Source organism: Arthrobacter sp. Dra40 (genome assembly GCF_059091905.1).
In genome coordinates, this window is sequence record NZ_JBNHHB010000007.1 from 120,150 (window position 1) to 146,165 (window position 26,016).

Consider the following 26,016-nt stretch of genomic DNA (forward strand, 5'->3'; position numbering starts at 1 on the left):
TGGCGGCCGCTTCCGGCCCAGAGTCAAGCGTATCGCTTGAACCGGCGGGCTTGAGGTCCACCGGTTATCCACAGGTCGGCCTGCCGCACAGGAAAGGACCCGGAGATTCTGCCTAGGTTCTTGTCATGGTCCTTCATCTGACGCTGGTGGCCGGGCCCGGAATCCCGGCACCCGCGGCTGCCTGGATCGCCGACCATTCCGATGCCGTCTGCGGGCTGGAGGCCGGAAACTGTGCTGCCCCGTTGGCCGACTGGTTGCACGGGCGGCTGGCCGGCGTGGCCTTCAGCGTTGCCGGCCACAGCTTGGCTTCGCTGACCTCCGGGGTGCCCCCGCTGGTCGACGGCGCCGTCGTCGTCTGTGCCCCGGAGGGCGCCTCCTTCCCGCGTCGGGATGCTCCCCCGCTGCCTGCGCTGGGGCTGGCCGTGACCGCGGGGCCCGACGCCGGCCGGCTGTTCGGCCTGCAACGCGGCAGTTTCACTGTCGGCCGGCATGCCTGCGCACTGACGATCGCGGATCCGTCCTTGTCGCGGCTGCACGCCAGGCTCGAGGTCACCGACCGCCACGTGCTGCTGCGCGACGCCGGATCGGCCAACGGGATCGTCTGCGGCGGCAAGCGCGCCGCGCAGGTGGTGCTGGCGGCGGGGCGCGACGTGTGGATCGGCAACAGCCAGCTGCGGCTCATCGTGGGCAGCGAACCCGGCGAACCGTTTCAACCGGACGCCGATCTGACCGTTCCGGTCCCGGTGGCGGAAAAACGCCCGGAACCGCGGACCACCATGACGCTGTTGCTGGCGGGACTTCCTCTGATCGCCGGCCTGGCCCTGGCCCTGCTGACGGGCATGTGGTTCTTCCTGGCTTTCAGCGCCCTGTCCCTGCTGGCCGCCGCCGTGCCCTACGCCGCCGGGCGCCGCCAGCGCCGACGCTACCGCGCGGCGGTGGACGCGGCGGCGACAGCCGATGCCCGCCGTCGCCGGCTGGCTGCCCCCGACGCCGCCGCACTGACGGTGTCCCTGCTGCGCTCCGGAACCCCGGCCCGGAGCCCAACAGTGCATCAGCCCGAGCGCCGGCCGAATCCCAAACATGCGTGGGTGCGTCTGGGCACGGCCAGCTTGCCGGCGCACATCGGCTCGGCGGAGGCGCCGGTCCCGGAACCTCCCCTGCTGGAGAACGTTCCGCTCTGCGTGGACCTGCTGGCCGAGCACCCGCTGCGGTTCGAGGGAACGGCGTCAGGGCTGGACGGCATGTTGCGGTCTGTGCTGCTGCAGGCGGCCGCCCGGGCCGGCGGGAGCGCCCTGCAGGTGGTTTGCTACGCGCTGCCTGAGCCGATCAGGCCGTCGGCGCGGTTCCTGCCGGGAGTCGAGCTGGCGGAGCGGCCCGGGCAACTGGCCGAGCTGTTGTCCGCCGGAAGCGGCAGCGCCGTGCTGCTGGTGGCCGGACGCCATGCCGAGGCAGCCCGCGTGTTGGCGGACTGCGCCGTCGTCCCGGCGGCCGAGCTGTGGTTCGGCGGTCCCGCCGGACCGGGGACCCGGATCGAGGTATCGGGTGCGGATAGCCGCCTGATCCGCGACGGTGGAATCGTCCGGTTTTCGGCGGACCTTGCCACGGCCTTGGTGCTGGATCGCTTTGCCCGGCTGGCGGCGGCGGTTTCCGGCAAGGGCCCGGAGCCCATCGGATCCCTGCCCGCCAGCTGCCGGCTGCAAGCAATGCTTCGGCCGCAGCCACTCACCCAGCGCTGGTCCCAGGGTGACCGCGGTCCCGGCCTGACCGCCGTCCTTGGCGCAGGCGCCGCCGGACCGCTGGCGCTCGACCTGGCCGTGCACGGACCGCACCTGTTGGTCGCCGGGACCACCGGGTCCGGCAAGTCCGAACTGCTGCGCAGCCTGGTCCTCTCGCTGGCGCTGACCAGGTCGCCGGATACCGTCAATTTCCTGCTAGTCGACTTCAAGGGCGGTGCGGGGCTCGGCCCGCTCGCCCGGTTGCCGCACTGCGCCGGCCTGCTGACGGATCTGACGCTTGAAGCGGTGAACCGGGCGCTGGCCTGGCTGCTGGCGGAAGTGCGCCGCCGCGAAGCGCTGCTTACCGGCCTCGGCCTCAGCGACATCTCAGCCTGCAAGCCCGGAACGTTGCCTCGGCTCGTCGTCGTGGTGGATGAATTCCGGATGCTCGGCGAGGACGCGCCGCAGGCACTTCCCGAGCTGATGCGCGTGGCCACGGTCGGCCGCGCCCTCGGCATCCACCTGGTTCTGGCAACCCAGCGGCCCCAGGGTGCCGTGTCATCCGACATCCGCGCCAATGTCACCGCCATGGTTGCGCTTCGAACACAGAACTCGGCCGAGTCGCGTGACCTGCTTGATTCGCCCGTGGCAGCGGACATTCCGGTGACCGCACGGGGCAGGGCCTATCTGCGCATCGGCACGGGCGACGCCGTGCCGTTCCAGTCAGCCGTTAGCACCCTGCCTCTCTCAGGTCCGGCTCCCGTCTTTCGGACCGTTGACGAATGGCTGCGGGCCGAAGATGGGCCGGCAACGGACCGCGTGGACCGCACCGAACAGCTCGAGCAACTGGTGACGGAAGCCGCCGGCGTCGCCGGCGGACTGGGCCTGGCGGGAGCCAGACGGTTGCTTCCAGCCCTGCCGGCCGGCCTGGCCGTCTCCGATCTGGCCGGTGACCCGCCCTGGCTGTACGCTGGCGAGAGCATCCCGATCGGGCTGTTGGACCTGCCCTCCAGGCAGCGGCAGGAGCCCTTGCGCTGGCGGCCGGAGCGCGACGGGCATCTGGCGGTTCTCGGCGTCGAGGGCGGCGGGCACCGGGACTTCCTTCAGACCCTGGCGGCACAGGTCCTCGGCAGCCCGTCGGAGCGTCATTGCTACGTCCTGGACGGTGACGGCTCAATGGGCCCAACGTCGCGCGCGGAACGCACGGGAGCCTACGTCGGGCCGCAGGACGTCGAGCGGGCGGCAAGGGTCCTCCGCCGCCTGGCCAACGAGGTCGCCTCCCGGCTGGCCACGCTGGCAACGGCGCCGGATCCGGCCGGACCGCCACCCGGCGTTCCGTTGGTCCTGCTGGTCAGCGGATGGGGCCGCTGGCTCAGTGGCTTCCGGTCCGGCCGGATCGGCTGGGCCGAAGACTGCTTGCAGGATATCGCCCGCGATGGCCAAGCGACGGGAGTCGTCCTGGCCATGACCGGAGAGCGGGAGTTGGCCAGCAGCCGGTTCCTGCCGCTGCTGGCCAACAGGCTCCACCTTCCGACCGGTGCCGGACCCGAGACATTGATGGGCTGGCCGCGGCTCCCTCCGATGGAACCGGTGCCCGGCAGGGCCCTGGTGCAGGGGCGGATCGGCGGAGAGGGCGGTGTCTGCCAGGTGATCACGGACGCGGCGGGCACTCCCCCGCCTGCCGGGACCCGCACCCACCCGTTCCGCGTCGAGGCCCTGCCGCGGACCGTTCCCGCGAGCACGCTGCCATGCGTCTGGCACGGTAATCCGGTGATCGGTGTGGAAGGCGACGAACTGGAGCCTTCGACGCTGCCGTTGCCCGCCGGCGAGATGTACTTGGTCCTCGGCGCGGAAGGCAGCGGAAAAACCAATCTCTTGGCCGTCCTGCAGCAGGCGCTCGACGGGCTGCGGCCCTGGTCGGCCCCGCCCGGCGGCGCGAACGTCGACGGTTTCTGGGCAGGCCACCTGCCCGTCTCCCGGGGCACCGTGCTGCTGGTCGACGACGCCGCCGGCCTCAGCGCCCGGGCGCAGGAGGCGGTGGGCGCACTGGTCGCTGCCGGCGCGTCGGCGGTCGTGGCGGCCTGCCCCGGGCCGCTACTGCTGCAGCAGGTCCCGCTGGCCCTGCGGGCCCGGGTCGGTGGGCGCGGCATGGTTTTGTCTCCGCGGTCCGGCGCGGATGCGGAATTCTTTGGGGTCAGGCTCGACGACGGGTGGAGACCGCCGGGACGGGCCTACCGGATCGGCTCCGGCAAAGCCGTGCCGCTGCAGGTCGCCGCGGCTACAGGGCGCGCGGAGCGGCGCCTTTGACCAGGAAACCCGTCACTGGCTTGGTCAGCAGCAGGACAAAGGAGGCTCCGGCCGCCACCAGCAGGACCGGACCGAGCACCAGTTGGCTGCCCTGGATCATCGAGATGGCCACCACCACAACGAACACCTGCCACACCAGGGCAGCGGCTCGGGTCCAGCGGTAGCCGCGGAACAGAAAATGCCCGACCACCAGCAGCCAAACCCCGAAGGCCACCATCAGCACCAGCAGGAAGATGCTGCCGGCTAACGATATCGGGGTCTGCGTGGCCAGTCCGTAGCCATACAGTGCCGCTCCGGCCAACAACGCGAGTGCCTCCAAAACGACGGCTACGGCGATGATCTTGATAGCGATCGGGCGGGAGGCAGGGCTGGACGAGGGGGCAGGCATTGACACATTCGCACCCTACCTTAGATAGTCAGGTATCGGCTTCCGGGCCGGGAGCCGCACCAACCACCCCTGTGATGAATGACTCACGATCTACGGCCGGTTAAGTCGGCAAGACCCCTTGTTTACATGGATTTAACATGAAACGCTGGATGGCGAAGCAAAGGGGGCCTGTTCGGCTCCCTTTTCTATGAGTATGTTCGTGAATCTTTTCACGATTTCCCAGCCGGACACTTTTAAGCCGGACACCATTTTAAAGGAGTATGTGATCAGCATGGATTGGCGTAGCCGCGCGGCATGCCTGGATAAGGACCCCGAACTGTTCTTCCCCGTGGGGAACACGGGGCCGGCACTCCTGCAGATCGAAGAGGCCAAGAGCGTATGCCGACGCTGCCCGGTGATCGATACCTGCTTGCAGTGGGCCATCGAGTCCGGCCAGGACGCCGGTGTTTGGGGCGGCATGAGCGAGGACGAGCGCCGTGCCCTCAAGCGCCGCGCTGCCCGGGCCCGTCGGGCGTCCTGACCCGATCCCAGGTTTGATCAGAGGCCGCTGCCATTCCGGCAGCGGCCTCTGGCATTCCCGGGGCGCCGCGGGCTTCGGCTCAGCGGGCCGCATTGTTGTTGAGCACCAGATCGATCCGCACGCAGGTTCCCCCGCCGTCGCGGGCCGTCCATTCGATGCGGCCGCCCAGTTCGCTGGTGACCAAGGTCCGCACAATCTGCAGCCCCAGGCCCTCCCGCCGAGGTTCCTCGGGCAGCCCCACGCCGTCGTCTTCCACCGAGACGGTCAGCAGTTCTTCCTCGCCGCGCCGGGACCGCCGGGCAGTCAGCAGGACGGTGCCGTGCCGCCCGGCCAATCCATGTTCGACGGCGTTGGTCACCAGTTCGTTGATGACCAGCGCCAGCGGGGTGGCGAATTCGCTGGGCAGCTCGCCGAACTCGCCGCTGCGCTCGGTGCGGACGGCCTGGGTGGGTGAGGCGACTTCGGCGGAGAGGCGGAACTGACGCCCGATCAGTTCATCGAAGTCGACGTTTTGCGCCAGGCCTTGGGAGAGCGTCTCGTGGACCAGGGCGATCGTTGCCACGCGCCGCATGGCTTGTTCCAGCCCCTGCTTGGCTTCGTCGCTGACCATCCGCCGCGATTGCATGCGCAGCAGTGCCGCCACCGTCTGCAGGTTGTTCTTGACCCGGTGATGGATCTCCCGGATGGTGGCGTCCTTCGACACCAGCTCCATCTCCCGCCGGCGCAGTTCCGAGACATCCCGGCACAGCACCAGGGCGCCGAAGCGCTCCCGCTCGTTCCTCAGCGGGATCGCCCGGAGCGAGAGCGAGACCCCGCGGGATTCGATCTCCGTGCGCCAGGGCATGCGTCCGGTCACGACCAACGGCAGGGTCTCATCGACCATCCGCCGGTCCTTGAGCAGGGCAGTGGTCACTTCGGCCAGCGAGCGGCCTTCCAACGACTCGACGTCGCCGAGCCGACGGAACGCGGAGACGCCGTTCGGGCTGGCGTACTCCACCACCCCGTCGGCATCCAGCCGAATCAGTCCGTCTCCGACACGGGGAGCGCCGCGGCGAGACCCGGTCGGAGACGCGAAGTCCGGCCACAGCCCCAGCGTTCCCATCTTCAGCAGGTCGTAGGCGCACTGCCGGTAGGTCAGCTCCAGACGTGACGGCATCCGGGAGCTGGACAGGTCCATGTGCGAGGTCACGATCGCCAGGGTCCGGCCGTTGCGGACCATGGGAACGGCCTCGACCCGCATGGCCATCTCCGTGGTCCAGTCCGCCTCCGACGACCGTTCGATCGTCTGAGACTCCCGCGCCGCGTCCACCAGCGGCTTCAGGTCCGCACGGATGCGTTCCCCCACGAAGTCGCGGTGGAACACGGTGTGGGTGGTCGACGGGCGCACGTGCGCCAGGGCGACGTAGCTGCCGTCCGGCGTCGGGAACCACAGGACCAGGTCGGCGAACGCCAGGTCCGCGATGAGTTGCCAGTCGCCGACCAGCAGATGAAGCCATTCTGCATCGCCCGGTCTGAAGTCGGCGTAGTCGCGGATGGGGTCGGTGAAAATGGCCAAGCTACCGCCGCACTGTCGAACGCATCAGGCGAAGGGCTACGGACAAGGAGGCCATGTCGTCATGCTCGAGCTTGTTCACTTCTTCGAACATATCCCTGGCACGCTTGATGTTCTCCGCGTTGGCCTGCTCCCACTCGTCGATCCTGGCTTCCGCTTGCTCGCCTGGCTGGGTGCTTTGCATCACCGCAACGGTGATGTCGGTGACCGTGGTGTACAGGTCGTCGCGCATGGCGGCCCGGGCCAGCGACTGCCAGCGGTCCTCCCGCGGGAGCGCGGTGATGCGCTCGAGCAGATCGTCGACGTCGAACCGGTCGTAGACCGTGAAATAGACGTGTGCAACCGACGCGACCGGCTCGTCCACCTGCCCCGCGATCCGGGCGACGTCGAGCAAGCCGAAGCTCTCGAACTGCTCGGCCCACTGCCGGGCGATCTCCTCCGGCAGCCCACGTTCTTCCGCACTGGAGAGCCATCCGCGCACCCGTTCCAGATCGTCACCGCGCAGATACTTAACCAGTTGGCTGCGCAGCGGGTCCATCTGCGGCTTAAACGCGGCGATGCCGTCAGCGACCGGCGTACCGCTGTCAACATGGTTGATGTACCAGCGCACCGCCCGGTCCAGCAAACGGCGCATGTCCAAATGCACCGTGCACCACAGATCCGTCGGGAAGCTGGCCGGCAGCTCGTTCAGCTCCTCGACCAGCTTGTCGAATTCGAAGATCTCCCGCAGCGCCACGAAGGCCCTCGCCACGTCGGCCTCCGAGACGGCGGTCTCCTCCAGGACGCGGAAGGCGAAGGTGATGCCGCCCATGTTGATCATGTCGTTGGCAACCACGGTGGCAATGATTTCCCGTCGCAGCGGGTGGCCGGACAGCTCGTCGCCGAACCGCTCGACCAACTCCTGCGGGAAGTAACCGCGCAATACACGGTCGAAATACGGGTCGTCGGCCAAATTGCTGACCGTCAGGGCATGGGTCAATTCGATCTTGGAGTAGGCGGCCAGCACGGACAGCTCCGGCGAGGTCAAGCCAAGACCGGCGTCGATCCGTTCGTGCAGTTCCTCGGTGGTCGGCAGCGCTTCCAGCTCCCGGTCCAGTTCGGCATGGCTCTCCAGCCAGTCCATCAGGCGTTCGAAGCTCGGGCTCGCCTTGGTGATCTGCTGGCGGTCATTGAGCAGCAGGACGTTCTGGTCGATGTTGTCCTGGATCACCAGCCGGCCCACTTCCTCCGTCATCGAGTGCAGCAGGTCGGCCCGCTCCGCCACCGGCAGTTTTCCGGCGGCGACCATCTGGTCCACCAGGATCTTGATGTTGACTTCGTGGTCGGAGCAGTCCACACCGGCCGAGTTGTCGATGGCATCGGTGTTCAGGATGATCCCCTGGCTGGCGGCTTCGATCCGCCCGCGCTGGGTCATGCCGAGGTTTCCGCCTTCACCGATCACTTTGACTCTCAACTCGTCGCCGTTGACCCGGATGGGGTCGTTGGCCTTATCCCCGACCTCGGCATTCGACTCGGTCGACGCCTTCACGTAGGTGCCGATGCCGCCGTTGTACAGCAGATCCACCGGTGCCCTCAGGATGGCCTGCAGCAGTTCGGGCGGGCTCATGCTCGTGACCTGCGGATCCAAACCGAGGATGCCCCGGACCTGCTCGGAGACCGGAACCGACTTCACCGACCGCGGGTAGACCCCGCCACCGGCACTGATCAGTTTGTCGTCGTAATCGGCCCAGGACGACCGGGGAAGCTCGAACAGGCGCCGGCGCTCCTGGAAGGAGGCAGCGGCGTCGGGATCCGGATCCAGGAAAATATGCCTGTGGTCGAAGGCAGCGACCAGCTTGATGTGCTCGGAGAGCAACATCCCGTTGCCGAACACGTCGCCGCTCATGTCTCCCACCCCAACGACGGTAAAGTCCTCGGTCTGGGTGTCGACGCCGAGTTCGCTGAAGTGACGCTTGACCGATTCCCAGGCCCCGCGGGCGGTGATGCCCATTTCCTTGTGGTCGTAGCCAACCGAGCCGCCGGAGGCGAAGGCGTCGCCCAGCCAGTGGCCGTACTCCAGTGAAATGTCGTTGGCGATGTCGGAGAAGCTCGCGGTTCCCTTGTCGGCTGCGACCACCAGGTAGGTATCGTCGCCGTCCATTCGGACCACCCGCTCGGGCGGCACGACTTCCTGGCCGGACTCGGTCCGGACCAGGTTGTCGGTGATGTCCAGCAAGCCGCGGATGAAGGTGCGGTAGCTGTCTTGTCCTTCCGCCATCCAGGCGGCGCGGTCCACAGCGGGATCCGGCAGGCGCTTGGCATAGAATCCGCCCTTGGCGCCGGTCGGTACGATGACCGCGTTCTTGACCGTCTGTGCCTTGACCAGCCCCAGGATTTCGGTGCGGAAGTCCTCGCGCCGGTCGGACCAACGCAGGCCGCCGCGGGCCACGTCGCCGAACCGCAGGTGGACGCCTTCAACGCGCGGCGAATAAACCCAGATTTCGTACTTCGGCCGCGGGAACGGTGCGCCTTCGATCCGCGCGGGACTGAGTTTGAAACTGAAATACTGCTTGTTCTGGAAGTAGTTGGTGCGCAGCGTTGCCCCGATCAGATTGGACAGCGAGCGCAGCACCCGGTCGGCATCCAGCGTCAGGACGGCGTCCAGGCCGGCTGCCAATTCGGAACGGGCGGCCTCGACCGCCGCCTCACGGTCGCCGTCGAGATCCGGATCAAAGCTGGCGTTGAACACCGCCAGCAGTGCCCGGGCCACGTCCGGGTTGGCCAACAGCGTGTCCGAGACGAACGCGTAGGACACCAGGTTGCCCAACTGACGCAGGTAGCGGGTGTAGGCCCGCAGCACCGCCACCTGGCGCCAGCCGATTCCCTCGGCCAGCACCAACCGGTCGAAGCCGTCCGACTCGCTTTGGCCCGTGACGGCAGCGCCAAAGGCTTCTTCGAGCAGGCCGCCGGTGGCAAGCGGATCGACGCCGGCAGGGTACCGGAGGCCGAAGTCGTACAGGAAGTAGTCTTCGCCGTCGGCCGTCATGATCTCGAAGGGCCGCTCATCCAGTACTTCCAGCCCGGTGTTCTGCAGGACCGGCATGATGTTGCTCAGCGACCGCGCCTCAGGCAGGTACAGCTTCAGCCGGGCGTCGGCGGCAAGGACATCGGTCCTTTTCTCGGGTACATAGACATGCAGGACCGGGGCGGCCCCGGCTTCGCCACCTTCGTAGCTGCGGAAGCGGCTGATGTCCTCGAGCGCGTCTTCCACCTCGTAGTCCACCCGGTAGCTGGGCGGGAAGGCGTCCCTCCAGTTCGCCGAGAGCCGGGCGGCGGCTTCGCCGTCGAAGTTGGCGCGCAGCACCTCGTCGATGCCCTCCGACCAGGACCGGGAGGCCTGGGCCAGCCGGCGCTCAAGGTCGGCGGTGTCGACCTTTGGCACCCCGGCTTCCCGCTTGAGCCGGATCCGGAAGAACAACCTGGCCAGGGCGGATTCGGACATCCGCGCCTCGTAGTCAATGCTCTGCGGGTCGAAGGTGCGGCGCAGCTCTTCTTCGATCCGCAGGCGGACGGCTGTGGTGTATCGGTCGCGCGGGAGGAACACCACCGCGGAGACGAACCGGCCGTAGACATCCGTGCGAAGGAACAGCCGGGTCCGGCGCCGCTCCTGCAGCCGCAGGATGCCCATCGCGGTCGTTACCAGCTCGTCGGTGTCCATCTGGAACAACTCGTCGCGGGGGTAGGTTTCGAGGATCGAGAGCAGATCCTTGCCGGAGTGCGAATCAGCAGGGAAACCGCTGTGCCGCAGCACGGCCGCGACCTTCTGCCGGATAATCGGGACGTTCTTCACCGAGCGGTTGTACGCGCTGGTGGCGAAGAGACCGATGAAGCGGCGCTCGCCGTCGACGTTGCCCTGCGCATCAAAGCTCTTCACCCCGATGTAGTCCAGATACGCGGCGCGATGCACGGTGGAGCGCGAATTCGCCTTGGTGATCACCAGGGCGCGTTTCTCCCGGGCGCGGGCGCGGCCTTCTTCGGTCAGGTGCTGGACGCGCCGTGCGTCGGAAATGCGGCGCATCATGCCCAGGCCGCTGTCCTGACGGACCATCAGGACGTCTTCGCCGTTCTGGGTGACGAGGTCGTACTCGCGGTAGCCCAGGAAGGTGAAGTTGCCGTCGTCGAGCCATTCAAGCAGCGCCTTGGCCTCGGCCAGGTCGGGAACTTCCTCGGCGCCCGCCACCGAATCCAGCGACGCGGCAACTTGCCGCACCTGCCGGCGCATGGCCGGCCAGTCCTCGACCGACGCGCGGACGTCCGCCAGGACGCGCTTGAGCCCGGCCTCCAGCTCGGCGGCTTTCGCCGGGTCGATGCGGGCGGTCTCTACGGCCATCCAGGATTCGATCCGCAGGACCTTGTCGCTGCCGGCCTCGAACGCGGCCAGGTTTGGCAGCGCAGCCGTGTCTCCACTCGAGACGCCGGCACTGGTCGGGACCCGCTCCACGCCGGTCAGGTCGTGGCTGTTCCGGTCGCGGTTTGCCACAAAAATAGGATGCATGATCATCCGGATGGCAATGCCGTGCCGCACCACCTCCGCAGTGACCGAATCCACCAGGAACGGCATGTCATCGGTGACGATCATGACGACGCTGGCGTCCGGTTCGTCATGGATCCCGATCACAGGTTCGGCCGGCGGCCGGTGGGCGGCCAGTTCCCGGTGCGCCAACGCCCGGGAACTGAGCACATCGGGACTGTAACTGGCCGCGTCCTCCGCTGCCAGGTGCTCGTAGTATTTGGCGATGAATTCCTCATCGTTCGTTGCTGAGCTGGACAGATCCGCCATGCTGGATCCAGTCGACATGTAAAACGCCTCCGATAGCTGTGTCCAAACCGCGCCTTTGCGGTCCTTGCGCAAGCCTAACGCGGCACGTTCAAAACTTCACTTTGACCAAGGCCCGACGGCGCGGTCCCCGCCTGGGTGCCGACAGCGGGCTTCCTGCCAACCCGGCAATGGCATGGCGCAGCGCAGAGTCCGGTGCGGACTCCAACAGGACCGAGCCGCCCAGAAGCGCGGCATCGGCTGCCGCAGGATCGGCCGGCAGCAGGGCACGGATCTCGCGCACCGGCCCGAACCGCTCCCACGCCTCCCGCAACTGCGCCTCCGGCCGCGCCCCCACTGCTGCCGCCCGGACCTTGTTGAGCACTACCTCCGCGGACGCCGAAGGAACCGCGTGCCCCAGTTCGTCCAGGGCCCGGATTAACCGCGGCAACCCAACCGAATCGGCGCTGCCCACGGCCAGCACCCGGTCCGCCAGCTCCAGCACCCGCAAGGTGGCCCCGTTGCGCCGCGGCGCCATCGAATCGAAGCTCAGCTCTTCCTCGTGCTCCAGCGAGAAACCGCAGTCCACCACGACGACGTCCGCCACCGCGCCCGCCAGCGCGAGGACTGTTCCCAGCGCCGACGGCCTGAGCTCGGTCCAGCGGTCCACCCGGGTAATCCCGGTCAGCACCCGCAGGGAGGTGCCGGTCACCGCCACCTTCAGGCAGACCCGGTCGAAGGCCTCGCCATCCAGCACGCCCTGGTCCGCCATCCGACAGGCATGGGCCAGGGCCGCGGATTCGTCCAGCAGGCCCAGGAACGCTGCCACGCTGGCCCCATAAGTATCCGCATCGACCAGCAGGGTCCGCTGCCCGGCGGCTGCATATTCGGCGGCGAGGTTGACCGCAACGGTAGTGCGCCCCGGTGCCCCGGCAGGACCCCACACCGCCACCAGCTCGCCATCCGCGGCCGCCGGTCCAGGATGCAGTGGGTCGGCTTCTCGTGGCTGCAGTGCCCCGGCGGGGTCCGCCAATCCGGCCAGTCGCGGGTTGGCAGGTGCCCCTACAGCCCCGACCGGCGGCCAGGAGACTTGCAACTGCGCGGCCGATTCGGCCACCAGCGCAGCCAAGGCCGCGGGCTCGACCGTTTCCGCGCCGGTGCGGATGCCAAGCGCCTGGAGCCGGAGTCGTTCGCCGTCGTCGTCGGTGAGCGCCACCACGGAGACCTCGGCGCTGTGCAGCCGCTCCAGCACCCCGCCGTCAAGGTCCTGGGTCTGGCCGGCCACGATGGCGGCCCGGGCCAGTCCGGATTGCGCCGCCGCCAGCAATTCCGCCAGTTCCGTGCAGCGCCTGACCACCGTCACCGGTCCGTGCAGCCGCTCCAAGCCGGAGACGAAATCTACGGCCACCGTTCCCAAGGTGAGGACCGGCAGGCTCATGAAGTGCCGCCCAGATTGAGCACCACGTTGATGCGGGCGCCGTTGGCGAGCGCGTGCAGCAGCGCCGGCAGGGTGTCATCCCCCACCAGCACGTGCAGCCGTTCCGCACCGGACGAGCCGAACGCCGTGGTGGCGTCGGCCAACTGCGACACTTCGGCCGCGGCAAGCAGCAGTTCAGGCTGGTCGAAGCCGTTCCGGCCATCGGGCAGGGAAACCCAGACGTCCACCCGGGAACCGGGGCCGGCACCCTCCGGCAGCGGGCTGTCAATGTTCAGTCCGATCGGTTTCCGGTCCAGGTCATCGGCTGTGCCCAGCACCGACGTCGGCAGCAATTCCCCGCCCCGGATCAGCGCAGTAGCGACCGCACCTGCCGGAAGCCCGGCATCCGCCGGTAGGTAACGGGACGACGCCTCGCCCAGCCTCACGTCGACGACGACCAGGTCATCAGCGGAAACCGGCTGGCCTACCGCGATGTCCGATTTGGCCGCCAGGACACCCACGGTCTGGTCCGCGGCGGCCACCAGCGCGGAGACCCCGGCCACTGAAGCCAACACCAGCAGCAACCCCACCAGTAGCCGCGGATCTTTCCACGACGGGCGCTTCAATCGTGGTGCGGCGGTTTTCTCCGCGATGGCAGCGCTCAAGGATCTCCCCCTCAATCCCCGGGCCCGGACGGACAGCGATGCTGCGGTCCGAACCTGTGCTCCGGGACCGCGGGTGGCACTATTCTGGTGGAGCCGGTGCCGCTTGGGAACTGAACCTGCCTGTTCCGGCCGCAATCTGTGGAAAACTCTTCGCCTCAACATCAGAGCCTCACCTCCGTCAAACCGCATCAACCGATGCCATAATGGGGAAAACCATCCCCGTCCCGAAGGATCTGTCCATGCCACGGTTCCTCACGCTGGCCGATGTGGCCGAAGAGCTGCAAATTTCCTCGTCGCAGACATACGCCCTGGTCCGCAGCGGCGAGCTGCCCGCCATCCAGATCGGCGGCCGGGGCCAGTGGCGGGTGGAGCAGGTTGTACTGGACCAATACATCCAGGACAAGTACGCCGAGACGCGTCGGCTGATCGAAGAAGCTAAGTCGAAGTCGCAGTGAGCGTTCAGTCCGGGCGTCGTGAAACCAGTGCCGCGATGGCCGTGAACGGCACGGTGTAGACCGAACGGACATTGGCCGCACGCCGGTCCTCTCCGGACGGTACAGCAGCGACGTCGAAGGAATCAGCCCCGACCCTGTCGATCACTCCCTCAGCCGCCGCCGTGCCGGAGTTGTCGGCCAGATAGACGCCCACCTGGGCTCGGTCCCGGCCAAGCCCCCGTAGTGCGGACCCGAGCCCTAGCCGGCGCGCTGCGGACTCATCCGCCGCCGCGTGCCGGCCCATGCCCTCAATCAGTTGCACGGCCGCCAGCGGCACGAGTACGCTCCGCATGCCCTCGTTGAGCACCAGCCAGGTAGATCCGACGTGGGCGAGCGCTCCGTCGAACCTGAGGTGCCCGCCGACGCTCACACGCAGTTGCGTGCCCATTTGTCCACGCAGCCTGTTGGCGAGATCCACAGCGGCAAGCTCTATCCGGGCGCGCTCGTTGACCTCGGCTTCCAGCTCCAGCCGGTCCGCGGCATGCAACTGCGCCTCCAGATCCTCGAACAGGGCATCCCATCGCATGGCGCAAGCCTATGAACCACCGGCAAATACCGTCAATCGTGGGCAGCCCTTTACATCCATGGCAACCGAGTGACACGATATGGATTCTTAGCTACGCAAATACAACCAAACGAAGGCAAACAACATCAAACAGCATTTAGCGGTCGAAAGGGCATCCGATGCGCAGAATCATCTCCGATCTCGTCACCACCGGGCTCATACTCGGGAGCGGTGCCGTGCTGATCGTTGCCGGGACGAGGATCGGCTCCGGGTCGTTGTGGCCGCCTCACACCTATCAGGACGCGCTGGCGATTCTCTCCATCGGCGCCGGTGCATCCGTGCTGTGCTGGCTTCTCTTGGGCCTGGCAGCCGCTGCAGCCGGCGCCATGCTGGCGAAAACCGGGCACCTGCGGCTGGCAGCGCTGTCAGCCGCCGCGAGTCCTGCCTTTCTGCTGCGGTTGGCGGGCGCCGTCGTCGGACTTAACCTGATGGTTGTCCCAGTCGCCCATGGTTCCCCTACGGAGGCCATGGCTGGACCGCCGACGTCTACCGGCCCCACGGGCACCGCAGTCATCGATCCGCTGTGGCAAGCGGCCCCTCCTGCCGGTGAGGCTGTGAATCCCTCGTGGCAACCGACTCCTCCGGCAGCGGCGCCCGGCATCGTCGCCAAGCCGCTGACCCGGCATGATCTTGAAGACCCGCGGTCCGTGACCGTCACGGCCGGAGACTCCCTCTGGCATCTCGCGGCCGCCGAGCTTGGCCCACTGGCGACGGACGCGGAAATTGCCGAACGGTGGCCGGACTGGCATGCCGCCAACCGGACCACCATCGGTCACGACCCCTCGCTGATCCGGCCGGGGCAAACCCTCGTCGTTCCCCCGCCGCGTTAGGGAAAGTCCCCGATCTCGCCGGAGCCGCGGAAAAAACGAGGTGACAGAGCAAGACCAGCGCACTACCAGCGCCACACCAGTGGAAAGAAAGGGCAGGATATGGACAACGTTCGACGACTCCCGGCCGCACAGACACGGTCAGAGCACACGGAGGCTGCCGCACAGGCGCACGCGCTTGCCCCCGCCAGCGGCGCGCCGCGGCCGCTGACGGTACGGCGGGTGAATCCGGCTGGGCCCGACAGCTACTTCGCGCCCGTCATTCGCCTGCAGCCCAAGGGACCGGACCCGACCGTGGCGGGCCGGCCAGCCGGACCCCGTGCAGTGTCCCCGCCGGTTCGACTGCATCCCCCTGCGGACGCGGAAGCGGAGGCCGAGTTGCGCCAGGTGACGGCGACGGCCCGGTCCGTGGCGCAGGCCTGTCTGGAAGCGGTCGCCGGCACGCGGCCGGTCCAGCAGTTGGCCCGATGGCTCGATCCCGCCAGCTACGAAAAGCTGGTGCACCGCGCAGACATCGTCAAGGCGCACCAAGCCAAACTGCGGTCCGGCGGCGGCGCGCCGCTGCGGCTGCACCGCAGCGCGGTGGTCCGGTCCTCCCGGATCTGCCGGGCTGCCGAGGGCGCCTACGAAGCGTCGCTCGTGGTTGCCGACGCCCGGCGCGTGCGCGCCATCGCACTGCGGCTGGAGCTGGTCCGTGGGCTGTGGAAGGTCACGGCCTTGGAGATCGGCTGACCGGCAGCGCCCGGGCTACTTCCGGCGCTTGCCACTCTTCGCGGGCCGCTTGTCCTTGGCAGCCCCGGCCTTGGCTGCGCTTTGGCGCTCGACCCGGGTCTCGGCCTCCCCGGACGCAGTCGGTGCCGTGAACTGGAGCGAGGCAGGGCGCTGCGGAGCTTCCAACCCTGCCGCCACGATCTGCGGCCCCGCGGCCGCCCGGGCATCGGCAATACCAGGCGCAGTCACGTCGGCCGGCTGCTGAACCTGGACCTCGAGGTTGAAGAGGTAGCCGATGCTCTCTTCACGGATCGACTCCATCATCGCCTGGAACATGACGAATCCCTCGCGCTGGTATTCGACCAGCGGATCGCGCTGCGCCATGGCGCGCAGCCCGATGCCTTCCTTGAGGTAGTCCATCTCGTAGAGATGTTCCTGCCACTTCCGGCCGATCACCGAGAGCACCACGCGCCGCTCCAATTCGCGCATGGTCTCCGATCCGAGTGTCTGCTCGCGCTGAGCGTAGGCGACCTTGGCGTCGGAGACTATCTCTGCACGCAGGAAATCCGCCGTGACCTTGGACCGGCCGCCGGCTTCCTCCAGCACTTCGTCGATTGTCAGCTCAATCGGGTAAAGCTGCTTGAGGTTGGTCCACAGCTGCTCGTAGTCCCAGTCATCGCCGTGGCCTTCCTCCGTGGCTTCGTTGACCATCGCGGTCACCACGTCTTCGAGGAAGAAGGAGACCTTCTCGTGCAGGTCGTCGCCCTCCAGGATCCGGCGCCGGTCGTTGTAGATGGCTTCGCGCTGCCGGTTGAGCACGTCGTCGTACTTCAGCACGTTCTTGCGCTGCTCGGCGTTGCGGCCCTCGACCTGCGCCTGGGCGTTCTGGATGGCTTTGGACACCATCTTGGACTCCAGCGCCACGTCGTCGGGCATCCGCGAGGAATTCATGATCCGCTCGGCGGCACCGGCGTTGAACAGCCGCATCAGGTCATCGGTCAGGGACAGGTAGAAGCGTGACTCGCCGGGGTCGCCCTGCCGGCCCGAACGGCCGCGGAGCTGGTTGTCGATGCGGCGCGACTCATGCCGTTCCGTACCCAGCACGTAGAGCCCGCCCAGCGCCCTGACTTCGTCGTGCTCGGCCTGGACTGCCTTCTGCGTGGATTCCAGGACCGCGGGCCAGGCGGCCTCGTACTCGTCGGCGTTCTCGGCCGGGTCCAGGCCGCGGCGTTCCAGCTCAGACACGGCGTTGAACTCGGCGTTGCCGCCGAGCATGATGTCGGTGCCGCGGCCGGCCATGTTGGTTGCGACCGTGACCGACCCCTTGCGGCCTGCCTGTGCGACGATCGCCGCTTCACGGGCATGGTTCTTCGCGTTGAGCACTTCGTGGCGGATGCCCTGCTTGGCGAGCTGCTTGGACAGGTACTCGCTCTTCTCCACGCTGGTGGTACCCACCAGGACCGGTTGGCCCTTTTCGTGGCGGGCGGCGATATCCTTCACCACGGCGTCGAACTTAGCGATCTCGTTCTTGTAGATCAGGTCCGACTGGTCGATGCGCGCCATCGGCTTGTTCGTCGGGATCGGCACCACGCCGAGCTTGTAGGTGCTCATGAACTCGGCGGCTTCGGTTTCAGCCGTTCCGGTCATGCCCGAGAGCTTCCCGTAGAGCCGGAAGTAGTTCTGCAGCGTCACGGTCGCCAAGGTCTGGTTCTCGGCCTTGATCTCGACGCCTTCTTTGGCCTCGATCGCCTGGTGCATGCCTTCGTTGTAGCGGCGGCCGGCCAGAATGCGCCCGGTGTGCTCGTCGACGATGAGCACCTCGCCTTGGAGCACCACGTAGTCTTTGTCCCGCTTGAACAGTTCCTTGGCCTTGATGGCGTTGTTCAGGAACCCGATCAGCGGCGTGTTCGCCGACTCGTACAGGTTGTCGATGCCGAGGTAGTCCTCGACTTTCTCAATGCCGGACTCGAGCACGCCGACGGTGCGCTTCTTCTCGTCGACTTCGTAGTCTTCGGTGTCCTTCAGCCGCATCACGACGCGGGCGAATTCCGTGTACCAGCGGTTGACGTCGCCGGAGGCCTGGCCGGAAATGATCAACGGGGTACGGGCCTCGTCGATGAGGATCGAGTCGACCTCGTCCACGATCGCGAAGTGGTGTCCGCGCTGCACCAACTCGTCGCGGCTCCAGGCCATGTTGTCGCGCAGATAGTCGAAGCCGAACTCGTTGTTCGTGCCGTAGGTGATGTCCGCGGCGTACTGTTCGCGGCGGGTGGCTGGGTTCTGGTTGGCCAGGATGCAGCCGCTGGTCAGGCCGAGGAAGCGGTACACACGGCCCATCAAATCCGACTGGTACTCGGCCAGGTAGTCGTTGACCGTGACGACGTGGACGCCCTTGCCGGTGAGCGCGTTCAGGTAGGCAGGTGCGGTAGCCACCAGCGTCTTGCCTTCACCGGTCTTCATCTCCGCGATGTTGCCCAGGTGCAATGCCGCCCCACCCATGAGCTGGACATCGAAGTGGCGCAGCCCCAGCGTGCGGCTGGCGGCTTCGCGGACCGCGGCAAAAGCTTCAGGGAGCAGATCATCCAGCAGGTCGCCGTCCTGGTAGCGCTGTTTCAGCGTGTCGGTTTCCCCGCGCAGCTCGGCATCTGTGAGCGACTTAAAGTCCTCTTCCAGCACGTTGATCGCATCGGCGTAACCGCGCAGCCTCTTCAGCGTCTTCTTGTCGCCGGTACGAAGCACACGCTCGAGAATCGTTGGCACTACATTGCTCCCAGTCAGTCGCGCAGAATTCTGGCTTGTTCAGTCTACGTGAGAGACGTGCCGCGCACTGTTTTGGTTCCCTGAGCCCGTTTATCAACTTCCCGCGCCAGGCCGGCAGCCAGATCGCCCCTGCCCTCAACCACCACGCTGTCCAGCTCCAACCATCCGGCCATGGCCGCGAGCTCGGCTGCCAGCTCCGCAGCCGTGCCGGCCGGAGCGTCCGCTTCGGAATGCGCAGACCTGACCACCAGCCTGCCCGTGGCCCGGTCCGCCTTCAAGTCCACCCGGGCGCACAACCGGTCCCCCAGCAGGAACGGCAGGACGTAGTAACCGTACGTCCGCTTGGCCGCCGGCGTGTAAATCTCGATCCGGTAGCGGAAGTCGAACAGGCGTTCGACCCGCTGGCGCTCGAAAACCAGGGAATCGAAGGGGCTCAGCAGCGCCCGGCCGGTGGCCCGGCGCGGCCGTGCTGCATCGGCATGCAGATAGACCTCTCCTTTCCAGCCATCCACCTGTACGCGTTCCAAGGTGCCATCGGCCTCCAGCGCCCGCACCGCGCCGGCCGCGGCCCGGGCCGGGACACGGAAGTAGTCGGCAAAACACTTGACCGTCCCAATGCCGTGGGCCCGCGCCGCGGCTTCAATCAGCCTGAGCATCGCTTCGTCCGGATGGGGCCGGTGCCCGGCGTCATGCGGCGCGGGCAGCACCCTCTCCGTCAGGGTGTAGAGCCGTTCGAATTGCGGCGTGCGCGCGGCAGCGCTGACCAGTCCCTGTTCAAACAGCGCTTCCAGCACCCGTTTGACGGCGTTCCAATTCCAGCCCCAGTCGGTATTGGCCCGGGTCTCTTCGTGGCCGATCCGGTCTGCCACCGCCCGGGCGGTCAGGCCGCGCGAGGAGGCCAGCGCGGCAAGGATCCGAACGGTCAAATCCTGGACAAGGTCCGGATCCATTCCGGAAGCACCCACCCAGCGGCGCCGCTGCCACTGGCGGAGATCGGCGAAATCCTCCGGCTTGATGTAGCTGGCTTCATGGGCCCAGTATTCGATCATGCGGCGCGGCGCCCTGCCGGCGAGCCGGTGGAGGATGTCGATGTCGTAGCCGCCGAGCCGCGAGAAGAACGGCAGATAGTGCGCTCGCACCAGCACATTCACCGAATCGATCTGCAGCAGCCGAATCCGGTCAAAGGTCCGGCCCACCTGCCTTGCTGTCACAAGACCGATGGGCCGTTCCTTGGCCAAACCCTGGGCGGCCAGCGCAATGCGGCGGGCCTGGGCCAGAGTGATGCGGGCTGTCATGCCTTCATACTAGGCATCCACAGGCAGACACTGCGGCAATCAGGCGTTGGCGCTCTCCTGCGAGCGGTAGGCCAGCAGCTCTTCGCGCGCCTTAGCTTCTTCGGCGCTGCAATCGGCATCGAGGGTAATCACGCCATAGGTCCAGCCACGGCGGCGGTAGACAACGCTGGGCGCGCTGGTTGCTTTGTCGATGAACAGGTAGAAGTCGTGTCCCACCAGTTCCATATTGTCTACGGCATCATCGAGGGTCATCGCCACGGCCGGGAAAACCTTGCGGCGGATCAGCACCGGGGAGTCTCCCGCAGGGACGTCGTTTTCGATCTCGTAGCCGGTCCGTTCCTCGGCTGGTGTCTGAGCGGCCGCGGAGGCCAGCGTTTCTTCATGCAGCGGCACGTCCGTGCTGGCCGGTTCCAGCGTGGCGGTGGCCTGGTGGACGGCGGTCGGAGTATGGCGCCCGTGATGGACCTTGCGGCGGTCCCGAGCGCGGCGCAGGCGCTCCAGCAGCTTGTTGTAGGCGATGTCGAAAGCCGCGAACTTGTCCGCTGCCTTGGCCTCGGCGCGGACTACGGTGCCACGGCCGAGCACGGTGAGTTCGACGGTCATCGAGCTCTCGGCATTGCGGGCATTGGCTTCTTTGGTGACTTTGGCGTCAAGCCGTTGGACCTTGTCGCCCAGCTGCTCGATCTTGGAGATCTTCTCCTCAGCGTACTCGCGGAACCTATCGGAAACAGACAGGTTGCGGCCGTTGATGTTGAATTCCATGGTGCCCTCCATAGTTGCCTAGATGACACAACAGCGACTGAAAGAGAAACTCCTTTCAGCCGCTGAAGACGGGAACCCTCCCTTACGGGAGCCCATACCTCACGTTAGATCACCTATGCCTTTTATTCACCTATAAGTAGGATTATCTCGAACATTTCCTGCCGACTCCCCCGCGGAATCCGCACCAACACCGGCACGTCCGGCGCTCATGAGGATGGTGCGCTGGCGTGTCCCGCCGGCGCCGAGGCGGCTGCCAGCACCGCTCCTCCCAACGGAATTCCGCCGGCGGAACGGAGCGCCCTGGCCAGCTCAGCCATCGTTGCCCCGGTCGTCAGCACATCATCCACCAAGAGGCAGCCGCGCCCTGCGATCATCGGTCTGAAACGTGGTGGCACCGCCATGCTGCCGGCAACATTCCGTTGCCTGCCACTCCGGCCCAGAGACTTCTGCCCGCCGGGAGAAGGCCACCGCTTCGGTCGCTTCCCCGGGCCCACTGGCCGGACGGCGGGCAGCAACTGCAGCCCGGCAGGCAGCAGCCCCTGCCGTTCCAATCGGGCGAGCAGCAGCTGCAGCGGATCGTAGCCGCGGCGCCGGCGGGAAGTTCCCCGGGCGGGAACCTGCACCAGCACCGCGCCGGTGGGCCGTCCGGCACGCTCGGCGGCCACATCCAAGGCACCCGCCAACGCGACGGCCAGTACCGGGGCCAGTTCGGTCCGGCCATGATTTTTAAAGGCCAGCACCGCTTGGGACAATTCGCGTCGGTACGGTCCGCCGGCCGTCACGGGCAACGGCCGGCCGGCCTCGTCCAGCGGCAGCGATTCGGCCGTCTCTTCGACCGCCATCGGGCGCAGCGTAGAACGCCGCAGCCGCTGCCTACAAGCAGCACACAGCACGTGGTCCGGTGCAGCGCAGGCCACGCAGTCGGTCGGCAGCAGCAGCCGCCCGAACTGCCCGGACCAGATGCGCAGGGCCTGGACGGTCCGGCCAAAATACAGCCGGTCCAGCCCGCTGCACACTTCCGTCGTCGTCCTCATCGCCGTTTTCCTGCCATGTACCAAGCCTTGCCGTCCCCGTCTGATCCGGGGACCGGTGCCGTCCGGGTGTGGACACGTCTGGGGCCGCGGCGTCCTGTGGAGGTGGGGCTAGCCCGGGAAGGATGGATCGATGACCAACGGCGAATTACGCTGCGGCGCCCAGCTGTTGCCTACCCGGATGTAGAGCATCTCGTTGGTTTGGGCGTAAACGTCCTGGTCACCGTTGCCGGCGCTGATCTCTACCATGCCTTGCAGCGGCGCGGTCCGCTGGCTGCTGCCGTCCAAGTGCAGAATTTCCGCGGTTACTGCCTCCTCCGCCGAGGACTTCATGACGATGACGGTGTCCTCGTTGGCCCACACGCCGGTGTCCACCGGCACCGACGCTTTCAGCCGCTTGGGGGTGGTGATCCCGCGGGGCCGCCCGTCCTGGTCCCGGACCACGCCGGCGATATACACGGCGGTGCTTTCGCCTTCGCGGGTAATGATCAGAGCCCTGGAGCCTTCGCGGGAGATCTGCAGCTCGGTCACCGTGCGCTCTGTCAGCCACTGGGCGCTGACTGCAACCGCCTCGTCCGGCTTCTCGATGGAGACCGCGGAGACCCTCCCGCTGCCGTCGCCGGCGGCGGTCCAGGCCCAGCCGAAGGGATCAACGCTGGGGCCGGTCAGCTCCCTCCCGGACGCCGCTTCCACCGGCCTGCGGTCCTCGCCGATCACGAACATCCGGTTGCGCTCGGCGGTCAAGAAGGCGAAGCGCTCTTGGTCCAGCGACATTGCCGGTTCGCGCGGGTTCAGTCGGTTAACCGACGGCAGGCCCTCGGGCTTGACCGGCCGCGATCCCTCGTAGAAGACCAGTTCATCGTTCAGGATTCCGATCTGGACATTGCCGACGGCGGGGTCCGTCACCGCGGCCTGGAACTCAGGATCGGGTCCGCTGCCCAGGTCCACTTCCCGCTGGTCCACGGTCATCTGCACCGTGGAGACGGTATTGAGCTCGCCCAACGTCAATTCCAGCTGCTGCTGCATCTGCTGCCGGCGCAGGAACGTGGTGCCGGTCAGGACCTCGGCGGAGAGGTCAACGCTGGCAGCACCTGATTCGATCGGCACGGCCCGGCGCACCAGCTGCGATCCTTCCGGGAAGGCGCTGATCACCGCACCGGCCAGGTACGGTGCCGGCCCCTCCAACATGGCGGCCACGATCGCCGCAGAAATTCCCTGCCGGTTGGCGAACCAGCGCACGTCGGGGACAGCATAGGTGTACGTGGGGTCGTAGAAGTAGAGGTTGTACGGGGAGAACAGGGTGCGGAAATCCACGGTGGAGACCATGGTTCCGTCCGGAATGCTCGAAATCCGCCACTGGCCGTCCACCTCGGTCAGTTCCACCGGCAGCGACTCGGTGGCGCCTTCCTCGGCCTGCGTCCGCACACCGGATTCGTTGATGGATGTGTCGACTTCCACCTGGAGAACGAATTCGGTTTCGGACGGCGAGCCGACGGTCTTCACGACGTTTCGGTACACCAGCGTCCGTTGCACCGGTTGCCATTCGCCCGCCAGATCCGGGGCCAGGAATTCCCGCGCTATCCGGTAGTCGTCCTGCGGCGCCGTGCCGGCCTGGATGAATCCCTCGACAATTTCCTTGGGATCGTCCCCCGGCGACGGCCCCGGCGGGTTGAAGGTGTATCCGGTCCCCTGGCTCTCGCCGGAGTCGGCCTGGACCGTCGCTACCGGCCCCGACATCGGGATGGAGGAGCAGGAGGCCAGCGCCAGCATGGCCAAGACCATAACGACGACGGTGCGCAGCCGGCTCACGCGGGCGGGGTCAGCTGGGGTCCGGAACACCGTTTTCCTCCTGCTGTTCGAGTAGTACGTTCTCCGCCGCCATATGCCCATGCATGCCGTTGGCACCGGCCGGCGGCAGCGGCAGCGGCGAATGCGTGAGCGTGCCGCCGCTGTGCCGTGGCAAGGTCAAGCGGAAGCAGGCACCATTGCCGGGCTCGCCCCACGCTTGAAGCCAGCCGCCGTGCAGGCGAGCATCCTCGGCGGATATCGACAGTCCCAGGCCGCTGCCGCCGGTGGTCCGTGCCCGGGCCGGGTCGGCGCGCCAGAAGCGGTCGAAGACTCTGGAGGCTTCCATCGGCGTCATACCGATGCCGTAGTCCCGGACCGCAACGGCCACGGCTTCCTCGGTGGCTCCGACGGTCAGTTCCACCGGGTTGCCGTCGCCGTGCTCCAAGGCGTTGACGATCAGGTTCCGCAGGATGCGTTCGATCCGTCGGCGGTCCATGTCCGCAATGCAGCGCGGTTCCAGCGCGATCAGGCGCAGTTCGGAACCGGAGTTGTCCGCCAGCGGCTGGGCAGCGTCAAGCGCGGTGCGGGCAATTTCCACCAAATCGGTCGGCTCGGCGTCGAGCGCGGCAGCACCGGCGTCGAACCGCGAGATTTCCAACAGGTCGGCCAGCAGTGCCTGGAAGCGCTCCACCTGGTTGTACAACAGTTCCGCGGAGCGGGCGTTGATCGGATCGAAGTCCCCGCGCGACTCGTACAGCACTTCGGCAGCCATCCGGACCGTGGTCAACGGAGTGCGCAGTTCGTGCGAGACATCGGACACGAACCGCTGCTGCATCTCGGACAACGTGGCCAACTGCGTGATCTGCTCCTGCAGGCTGCCGGCCATATGGTTGAAGGAGGCTCCCAGCCGGGCCAACTCGTCCTCGCCCCGGACTTCCAGCCGCTCCTGCAGCTGACCCGCGGCCAGTTTCTCCGACACGATCGCCGCCTGGCTCACCGGGTGCACCACCGCGCGGGTCAGCAGCCAGACGATGCCGCCGACCAGGACCAGCAGCAGTGCGCCGCCGATCCAGAGCACCCGGTGGATGAAGTCCAGCGTCTGCTGCACGGAGGAGAGGTCGTAGACCAGGTACAGCGCGTAGGCGTTGCCCGGCGGCAGCTGCACCTGGGTGCCGAAGCCGATGGCCGGCACGTCGCTGTCGCCTACCGGCAACGCCAGTGCCTGGCGGTACTGGCCGCTGCCACTGGCGACCTCTTTGGCCAGACCCTCAGGGATGATGTTGGCGGTGATGGACGTGTTGGACTGGCTGAACACGTAGAGGTTCTGCCCGCCCGGCAGCGGTGTCAGCAGGTAATAGCGCGGGGCTTCTGCGCCGGTTCCCTCCAGCAGTTTCAGCGTGTCCCCCACCATGCTGGCCACCGTGGCACGGTCGCTGGCAGATGAGCTCTCGAAAATGGTTTTGACCTGCGACAGGCCGCGCCGGGACTCGGCCTCGGCCTGGTTCACGCGCTCCTGGTACAGTCCGGAGGCGATCTGGCTGGAGAGGAAAGCGCCCACGCCCAAGAACGCGAAGGCGGTGAGCAGGACGGCCGCCGTGACCGTCCGGAACTGCAGCGAGCGCCGCCATTTCCGGTTCAGGAAGTCGCGGCCCTGCAACGTGGCATGCCAAGCGGCCTCAGCTGCCGCCTTCAGCTTGGCTTTCCACCGGTTGAGAACCGGCTCCACTTACCCTTGGCCGGCCTTGTATCCGACGCCGCGAACCGTGAGCACCACTTCGGGGGCTTCCGGATCGCGCTCGATCTTGGAGCGCAGCCGCTGGACGTGCACGTTGACCAGCCGGGTGTCTGCGGCGTGGCGGTAGCCCCAGACCTGCTCCAGCAGCAATTCACGGGTGAACACCTGCCACGGTTTCCGGGCCAGTGCCACCAACAAGTCGAATTCCAGCGGGGTCAGCGAGATCCTCTCGTCCCCGCGGTGCACCACGTGGCCGGCGACATCGATCACGACGTCGGCAATCCGCAGCGTCTCAGGGGCCCGCTGGTCTCCCGGCCGCAGCCGCGCACGCACGCGCGCCACGAGTTCTGCCGGTTTGAACGGCTTGGGCACGTAGTCGTCGGCGCCTGATTCGAGTCCGCGGACCACGTCCGAGGTATCCGCCTTGGCCGTCAGCATGACAATGGGGACATCCGATTCGCCGCGGACCTGCCGGCAGACCTCGATCCCGTCCAGTCCGGGCAGCATCAGGTCGAGCAGCACCAGATCGGGCTTGCTGCTGCGGAAGACCTCGAGGGCCTGGGAACCGTCCGCGCAGAACACCGGATCAAACCCGTCGTTGCGCAGCACGATGCCGATCATCTCGGCCAGGGCCTCGTCGTCGTCTACGACCAGAATGCGTGCCTTCATATCTCCTAATTGTCCCCTAT

18 protein-coding genes are annotated in these 26,016 nt (G+C 67.2%); 5 read left to right on the forward strand and 13 right to left on the reverse strand.

Annotated elements, in window-relative coordinates; genetic code table 11:
• The first annotated feature begins 125 nt into the window (after positions 1-125).
• On the forward strand, positions 126-4,022 hold the full coding sequence (locus AC5RWT_RS05915) for a type VII secretion EssC family protein (protein WP_494079526.1): 3,897 nt from the start codon (positions 126-128) through the stop codon (positions 4,020-4,022).
• On the opposite strand, the gene AC5RWT_RS05920 is transcribed toward AC5RWT_RS05915, so the two are convergent.
• Complete coding sequence (locus tag AC5RWT_RS05920) at positions 3,994-4,410, reverse strand: hypothetical protein (RefSeq protein ID WP_494079535.1); 417 nt, start codon at positions 4,408-4,410, stop codon at positions 3,994-3,996. The genes AC5RWT_RS05915 and AC5RWT_RS05920 overlap by 29 nt on opposite strands.
• 271 nt (positions 4,411-4,681) lie before the next feature.
• Here AC5RWT_RS05920 and AC5RWT_RS05925 point away from each other — a divergent pair, with 271 nt between their 5' ends.
• Positions 4,682-4,930, forward strand: a complete 249-nt coding sequence (locus tag AC5RWT_RS05925; RefSeq protein WP_086994524.1) for a WhiB family transcriptional regulator — start codon at positions 4,682-4,684, stop codon at positions 4,928-4,930.
• Positions 4,931-5,009: 79 nt separating this feature from the next.
• Here AC5RWT_RS05925 and AC5RWT_RS05930 read toward each other — a convergent pair whose 3' ends face one another.
• The 4 genes from AC5RWT_RS05930 to AC5RWT_RS05945 form a co-directional block, all read right to left on the reverse strand.
• Positions 5,010-6,485: a sensor histidine kinase gene (locus AC5RWT_RS05930; RefSeq protein ID WP_494045584.1), complete on the reverse strand. Its 1,476-nt coding sequence runs from the start codon at positions 6,483-6,485 to the stop codon at positions 5,010-5,012.
• 1 nt (position 6,486) lies between these two features.
• Entirely contained in the window at positions 6,487-11,319 is a 4,833-nt protein-coding gene (locus tag AC5RWT_RS05935; protein ID WP_494045583.1) for an NAD-glutamate dehydrogenase, read from the reverse strand.
• 70 nt (positions 11,320-11,389) lie between these two features.
• Positions 11,390-12,715, reverse strand: coding sequence for a CpaE/TadZ family protein (locus tag AC5RWT_RS05940; protein WP_494079527.1), 1,326 nt, complete (start codon positions 12,713-12,715; stop codon positions 11,390-11,392).
• On the reverse strand, positions 12,712-13,359 hold the full coding sequence (locus AC5RWT_RS05945; RefSeq protein ID WP_494079528.1) for a CpaB family protein: 648 nt from the start codon (positions 13,357-13,359) through the stop codon (positions 12,712-12,714). Before AC5RWT_RS05945 ends, AC5RWT_RS05940 begins: the two co-directional genes overlap by 4 nt.
• A gap of 239 nt (positions 13,360-13,598) precedes the next feature.
• Here AC5RWT_RS05945 and AC5RWT_RS05950 point away from each other — a divergent pair, with 239 nt between their 5' ends.
• The gene (locus AC5RWT_RS05950; protein ID WP_494045857.1) at positions 13,599-13,814 is read left to right on the forward strand and encodes a helix-turn-helix domain-containing protein; all 216 of its coding nucleotides are present in this window, start codon (positions 13,599-13,601) and stop codon (positions 13,812-13,814) included.
• 4 nt (positions 13,815-13,818) lie between these two features.
• Here AC5RWT_RS05950 and AC5RWT_RS05955 read toward each other — a convergent pair whose 3' ends face one another.
• Positions 13,819-14,379 (reverse strand): hypothetical protein, encoded by a 561-nt coding sequence (locus tag AC5RWT_RS05955; RefSeq protein WP_494045580.1) that lies wholly within the window; start codon positions 14,377-14,379, stop codon positions 13,819-13,821.
• 158 nt (positions 14,380-14,537) lie between these two features.
• Here AC5RWT_RS05955 and AC5RWT_RS05960 point away from each other — a divergent pair, with 158 nt between their 5' ends.
• Both AC5RWT_RS05960 and AC5RWT_RS05965 read left to right on the forward strand, forming a co-directional pair.
• Positions 14,538-15,248: a LysM peptidoglycan-binding domain-containing protein gene (locus AC5RWT_RS05960; RefSeq protein WP_494045579.1), complete on the forward strand. Its 711-nt coding sequence runs from the start codon at positions 14,538-14,540 to the stop codon at positions 15,246-15,248.
• A gap of 99 nt (positions 15,249-15,347) precedes the next feature.
• Complete coding sequence (locus tag AC5RWT_RS05965; protein WP_494079529.1) at positions 15,348-15,977, forward strand: Rv3235 family protein; 630 nt, start codon at positions 15,348-15,350, stop codon at positions 15,975-15,977.
• A 15-nt stretch (positions 15,978-15,992) separates the two neighbouring features.
• Here AC5RWT_RS05965 and secA read toward each other — a convergent pair whose 3' ends face one another.
• The 7 genes from secA to mtrA form a co-directional block, all read right to left on the reverse strand.
• Entirely contained in the window at positions 15,993-18,716 is a 2,724-nt protein-coding gene (secA, locus tag AC5RWT_RS05970; protein ID WP_494045577.1) for a preprotein translocase subunit SecA, read from the reverse strand.
• 44 nt (positions 18,717-18,760) lie between these two features.
• Complete coding sequence (locus AC5RWT_RS05975) at positions 18,761-20,011, reverse strand: winged helix-turn-helix domain-containing protein (RefSeq protein WP_494079530.1); 1,251 nt, start codon at positions 20,009-20,011, stop codon at positions 18,761-18,763.
• Between the two features lie 39 nt (positions 20,012-20,050).
• On the reverse strand, positions 20,051-20,773 hold the full coding sequence (gene hpf, locus AC5RWT_RS05980) for a ribosome hibernation-promoting factor, HPF/YfiA family (protein WP_494079531.1): 723 nt from the start codon (positions 20,771-20,773) through the stop codon (positions 20,051-20,053).
• 206 nt (positions 20,774-20,979) lie between these two features.
• On the reverse strand, positions 20,980-21,807 hold the full coding sequence (locus AC5RWT_RS05985) for a ComF family protein (protein WP_494045574.1): 828 nt from the start codon (positions 21,805-21,807) through the stop codon (positions 20,980-20,982).
• 108 nt (positions 21,808-21,915) lie between these two features.
• On the reverse strand, positions 21,916-23,643 hold the full coding sequence (locus AC5RWT_RS05990; RefSeq protein WP_494079532.1) for an LpqB family beta-propeller domain-containing protein: 1,728 nt from the start codon (positions 23,641-23,643) through the stop codon (positions 21,916-21,918).
• Positions 23,624-25,318: an MtrAB system histidine kinase MtrB gene (gene mtrB / locus AC5RWT_RS05995; RefSeq protein WP_494079533.1), complete on the reverse strand. Its 1,695-nt coding sequence runs from the start codon at positions 25,316-25,318 to the stop codon at positions 23,624-23,626. Before mtrB ends, AC5RWT_RS05990 begins: the two co-directional genes overlap by 20 nt.
• Positions 25,319-25,996, reverse strand: a complete 678-nt coding sequence (gene mtrA / locus AC5RWT_RS06000) for an MtrAB system response regulator MtrA (protein WP_127511342.1) — start codon at positions 25,994-25,996, stop codon at positions 25,319-25,321.
• Positions 25,997-26,016 lie beyond the last annotated feature (20 nt).

Coding starts and splice junctions, on each gene's coding strand:
- AC5RWT_RS05915 (WP_494079526.1), top strand. CDS start 126: ATGGTCCTTCATCTGACGCTGGTGGCCGGGCCCGGAATCCCGGCACCC.
- AC5RWT_RS05920 (WP_494079535.1), bottom strand. CDS start 4,410: ATGCCTGCCCCCTCGTCCAGCCCTGCCTCCCGCCCGATCGCTATCAAG.
- AC5RWT_RS05925 (WP_086994524.1), top strand. CDS start 4,682: ATGGATTGGCGTAGCCGCGCGGCATGCCTGGATAAGGACCCCGAACTG.
- AC5RWT_RS05935 (WP_494045583.1), bottom strand. CDS start 11,319: ATGTCGACTGGATCCAGCATGGCGGATCTGTCCAGCTCAGCAACGAAC.
- AC5RWT_RS05940 (WP_494079527.1), bottom strand. CDS start 12,715: ATGAGCCTGCCGGTCCTCACCTTGGGAACGGTGGCCGTAGATTTCGTC.
- AC5RWT_RS05950 (WP_494045857.1), top strand. CDS start 13,599: ATGCCACGGTTCCTCACGCTGGCCGATGTGGCCGAAGAGCTGCAAATT.
- AC5RWT_RS05955 (WP_494045580.1), bottom strand. CDS start 14,379: ATGCGATGGGATGCCCTGTTCGAGGATCTGGAGGCGCAGTTGCATGCC.
- AC5RWT_RS05960 (WP_494045579.1), top strand. CDS start 14,538: ATGCGCAGAATCATCTCCGATCTCGTCACCACCGGGCTCATACTCGGG.
- AC5RWT_RS05965 (WP_494079529.1), top strand. CDS start 15,348: ATGGACAACGTTCGACGACTCCCGGCCGCACAGACACGGTCAGAGCAC.
- AC5RWT_RS05975 (WP_494079530.1), bottom strand. CDS start 20,011: ATGACAGCCCGCATCACTCTGGCCCAGGCCCGCCGCATTGCGCTGGCC.
- hpf (WP_494079531.1), bottom strand. CDS start 20,773: ATGGAATTCAACATCAACGGCCGCAACCTGTCTGTTTCCGATAGGTTC.
- AC5RWT_RS05985 (WP_494045574.1), bottom strand. CDS start 21,807: ATGAGGACGACGACGGAAGTGTGCAGCGGGCTGGACCGGCTGTATTTT.
- mtrA (WP_127511342.1), bottom strand. CDS start 25,996: ATGAAGGCACGCATTCTGGTCGTAGACGACGACGAGGCCCTGGCCGAG.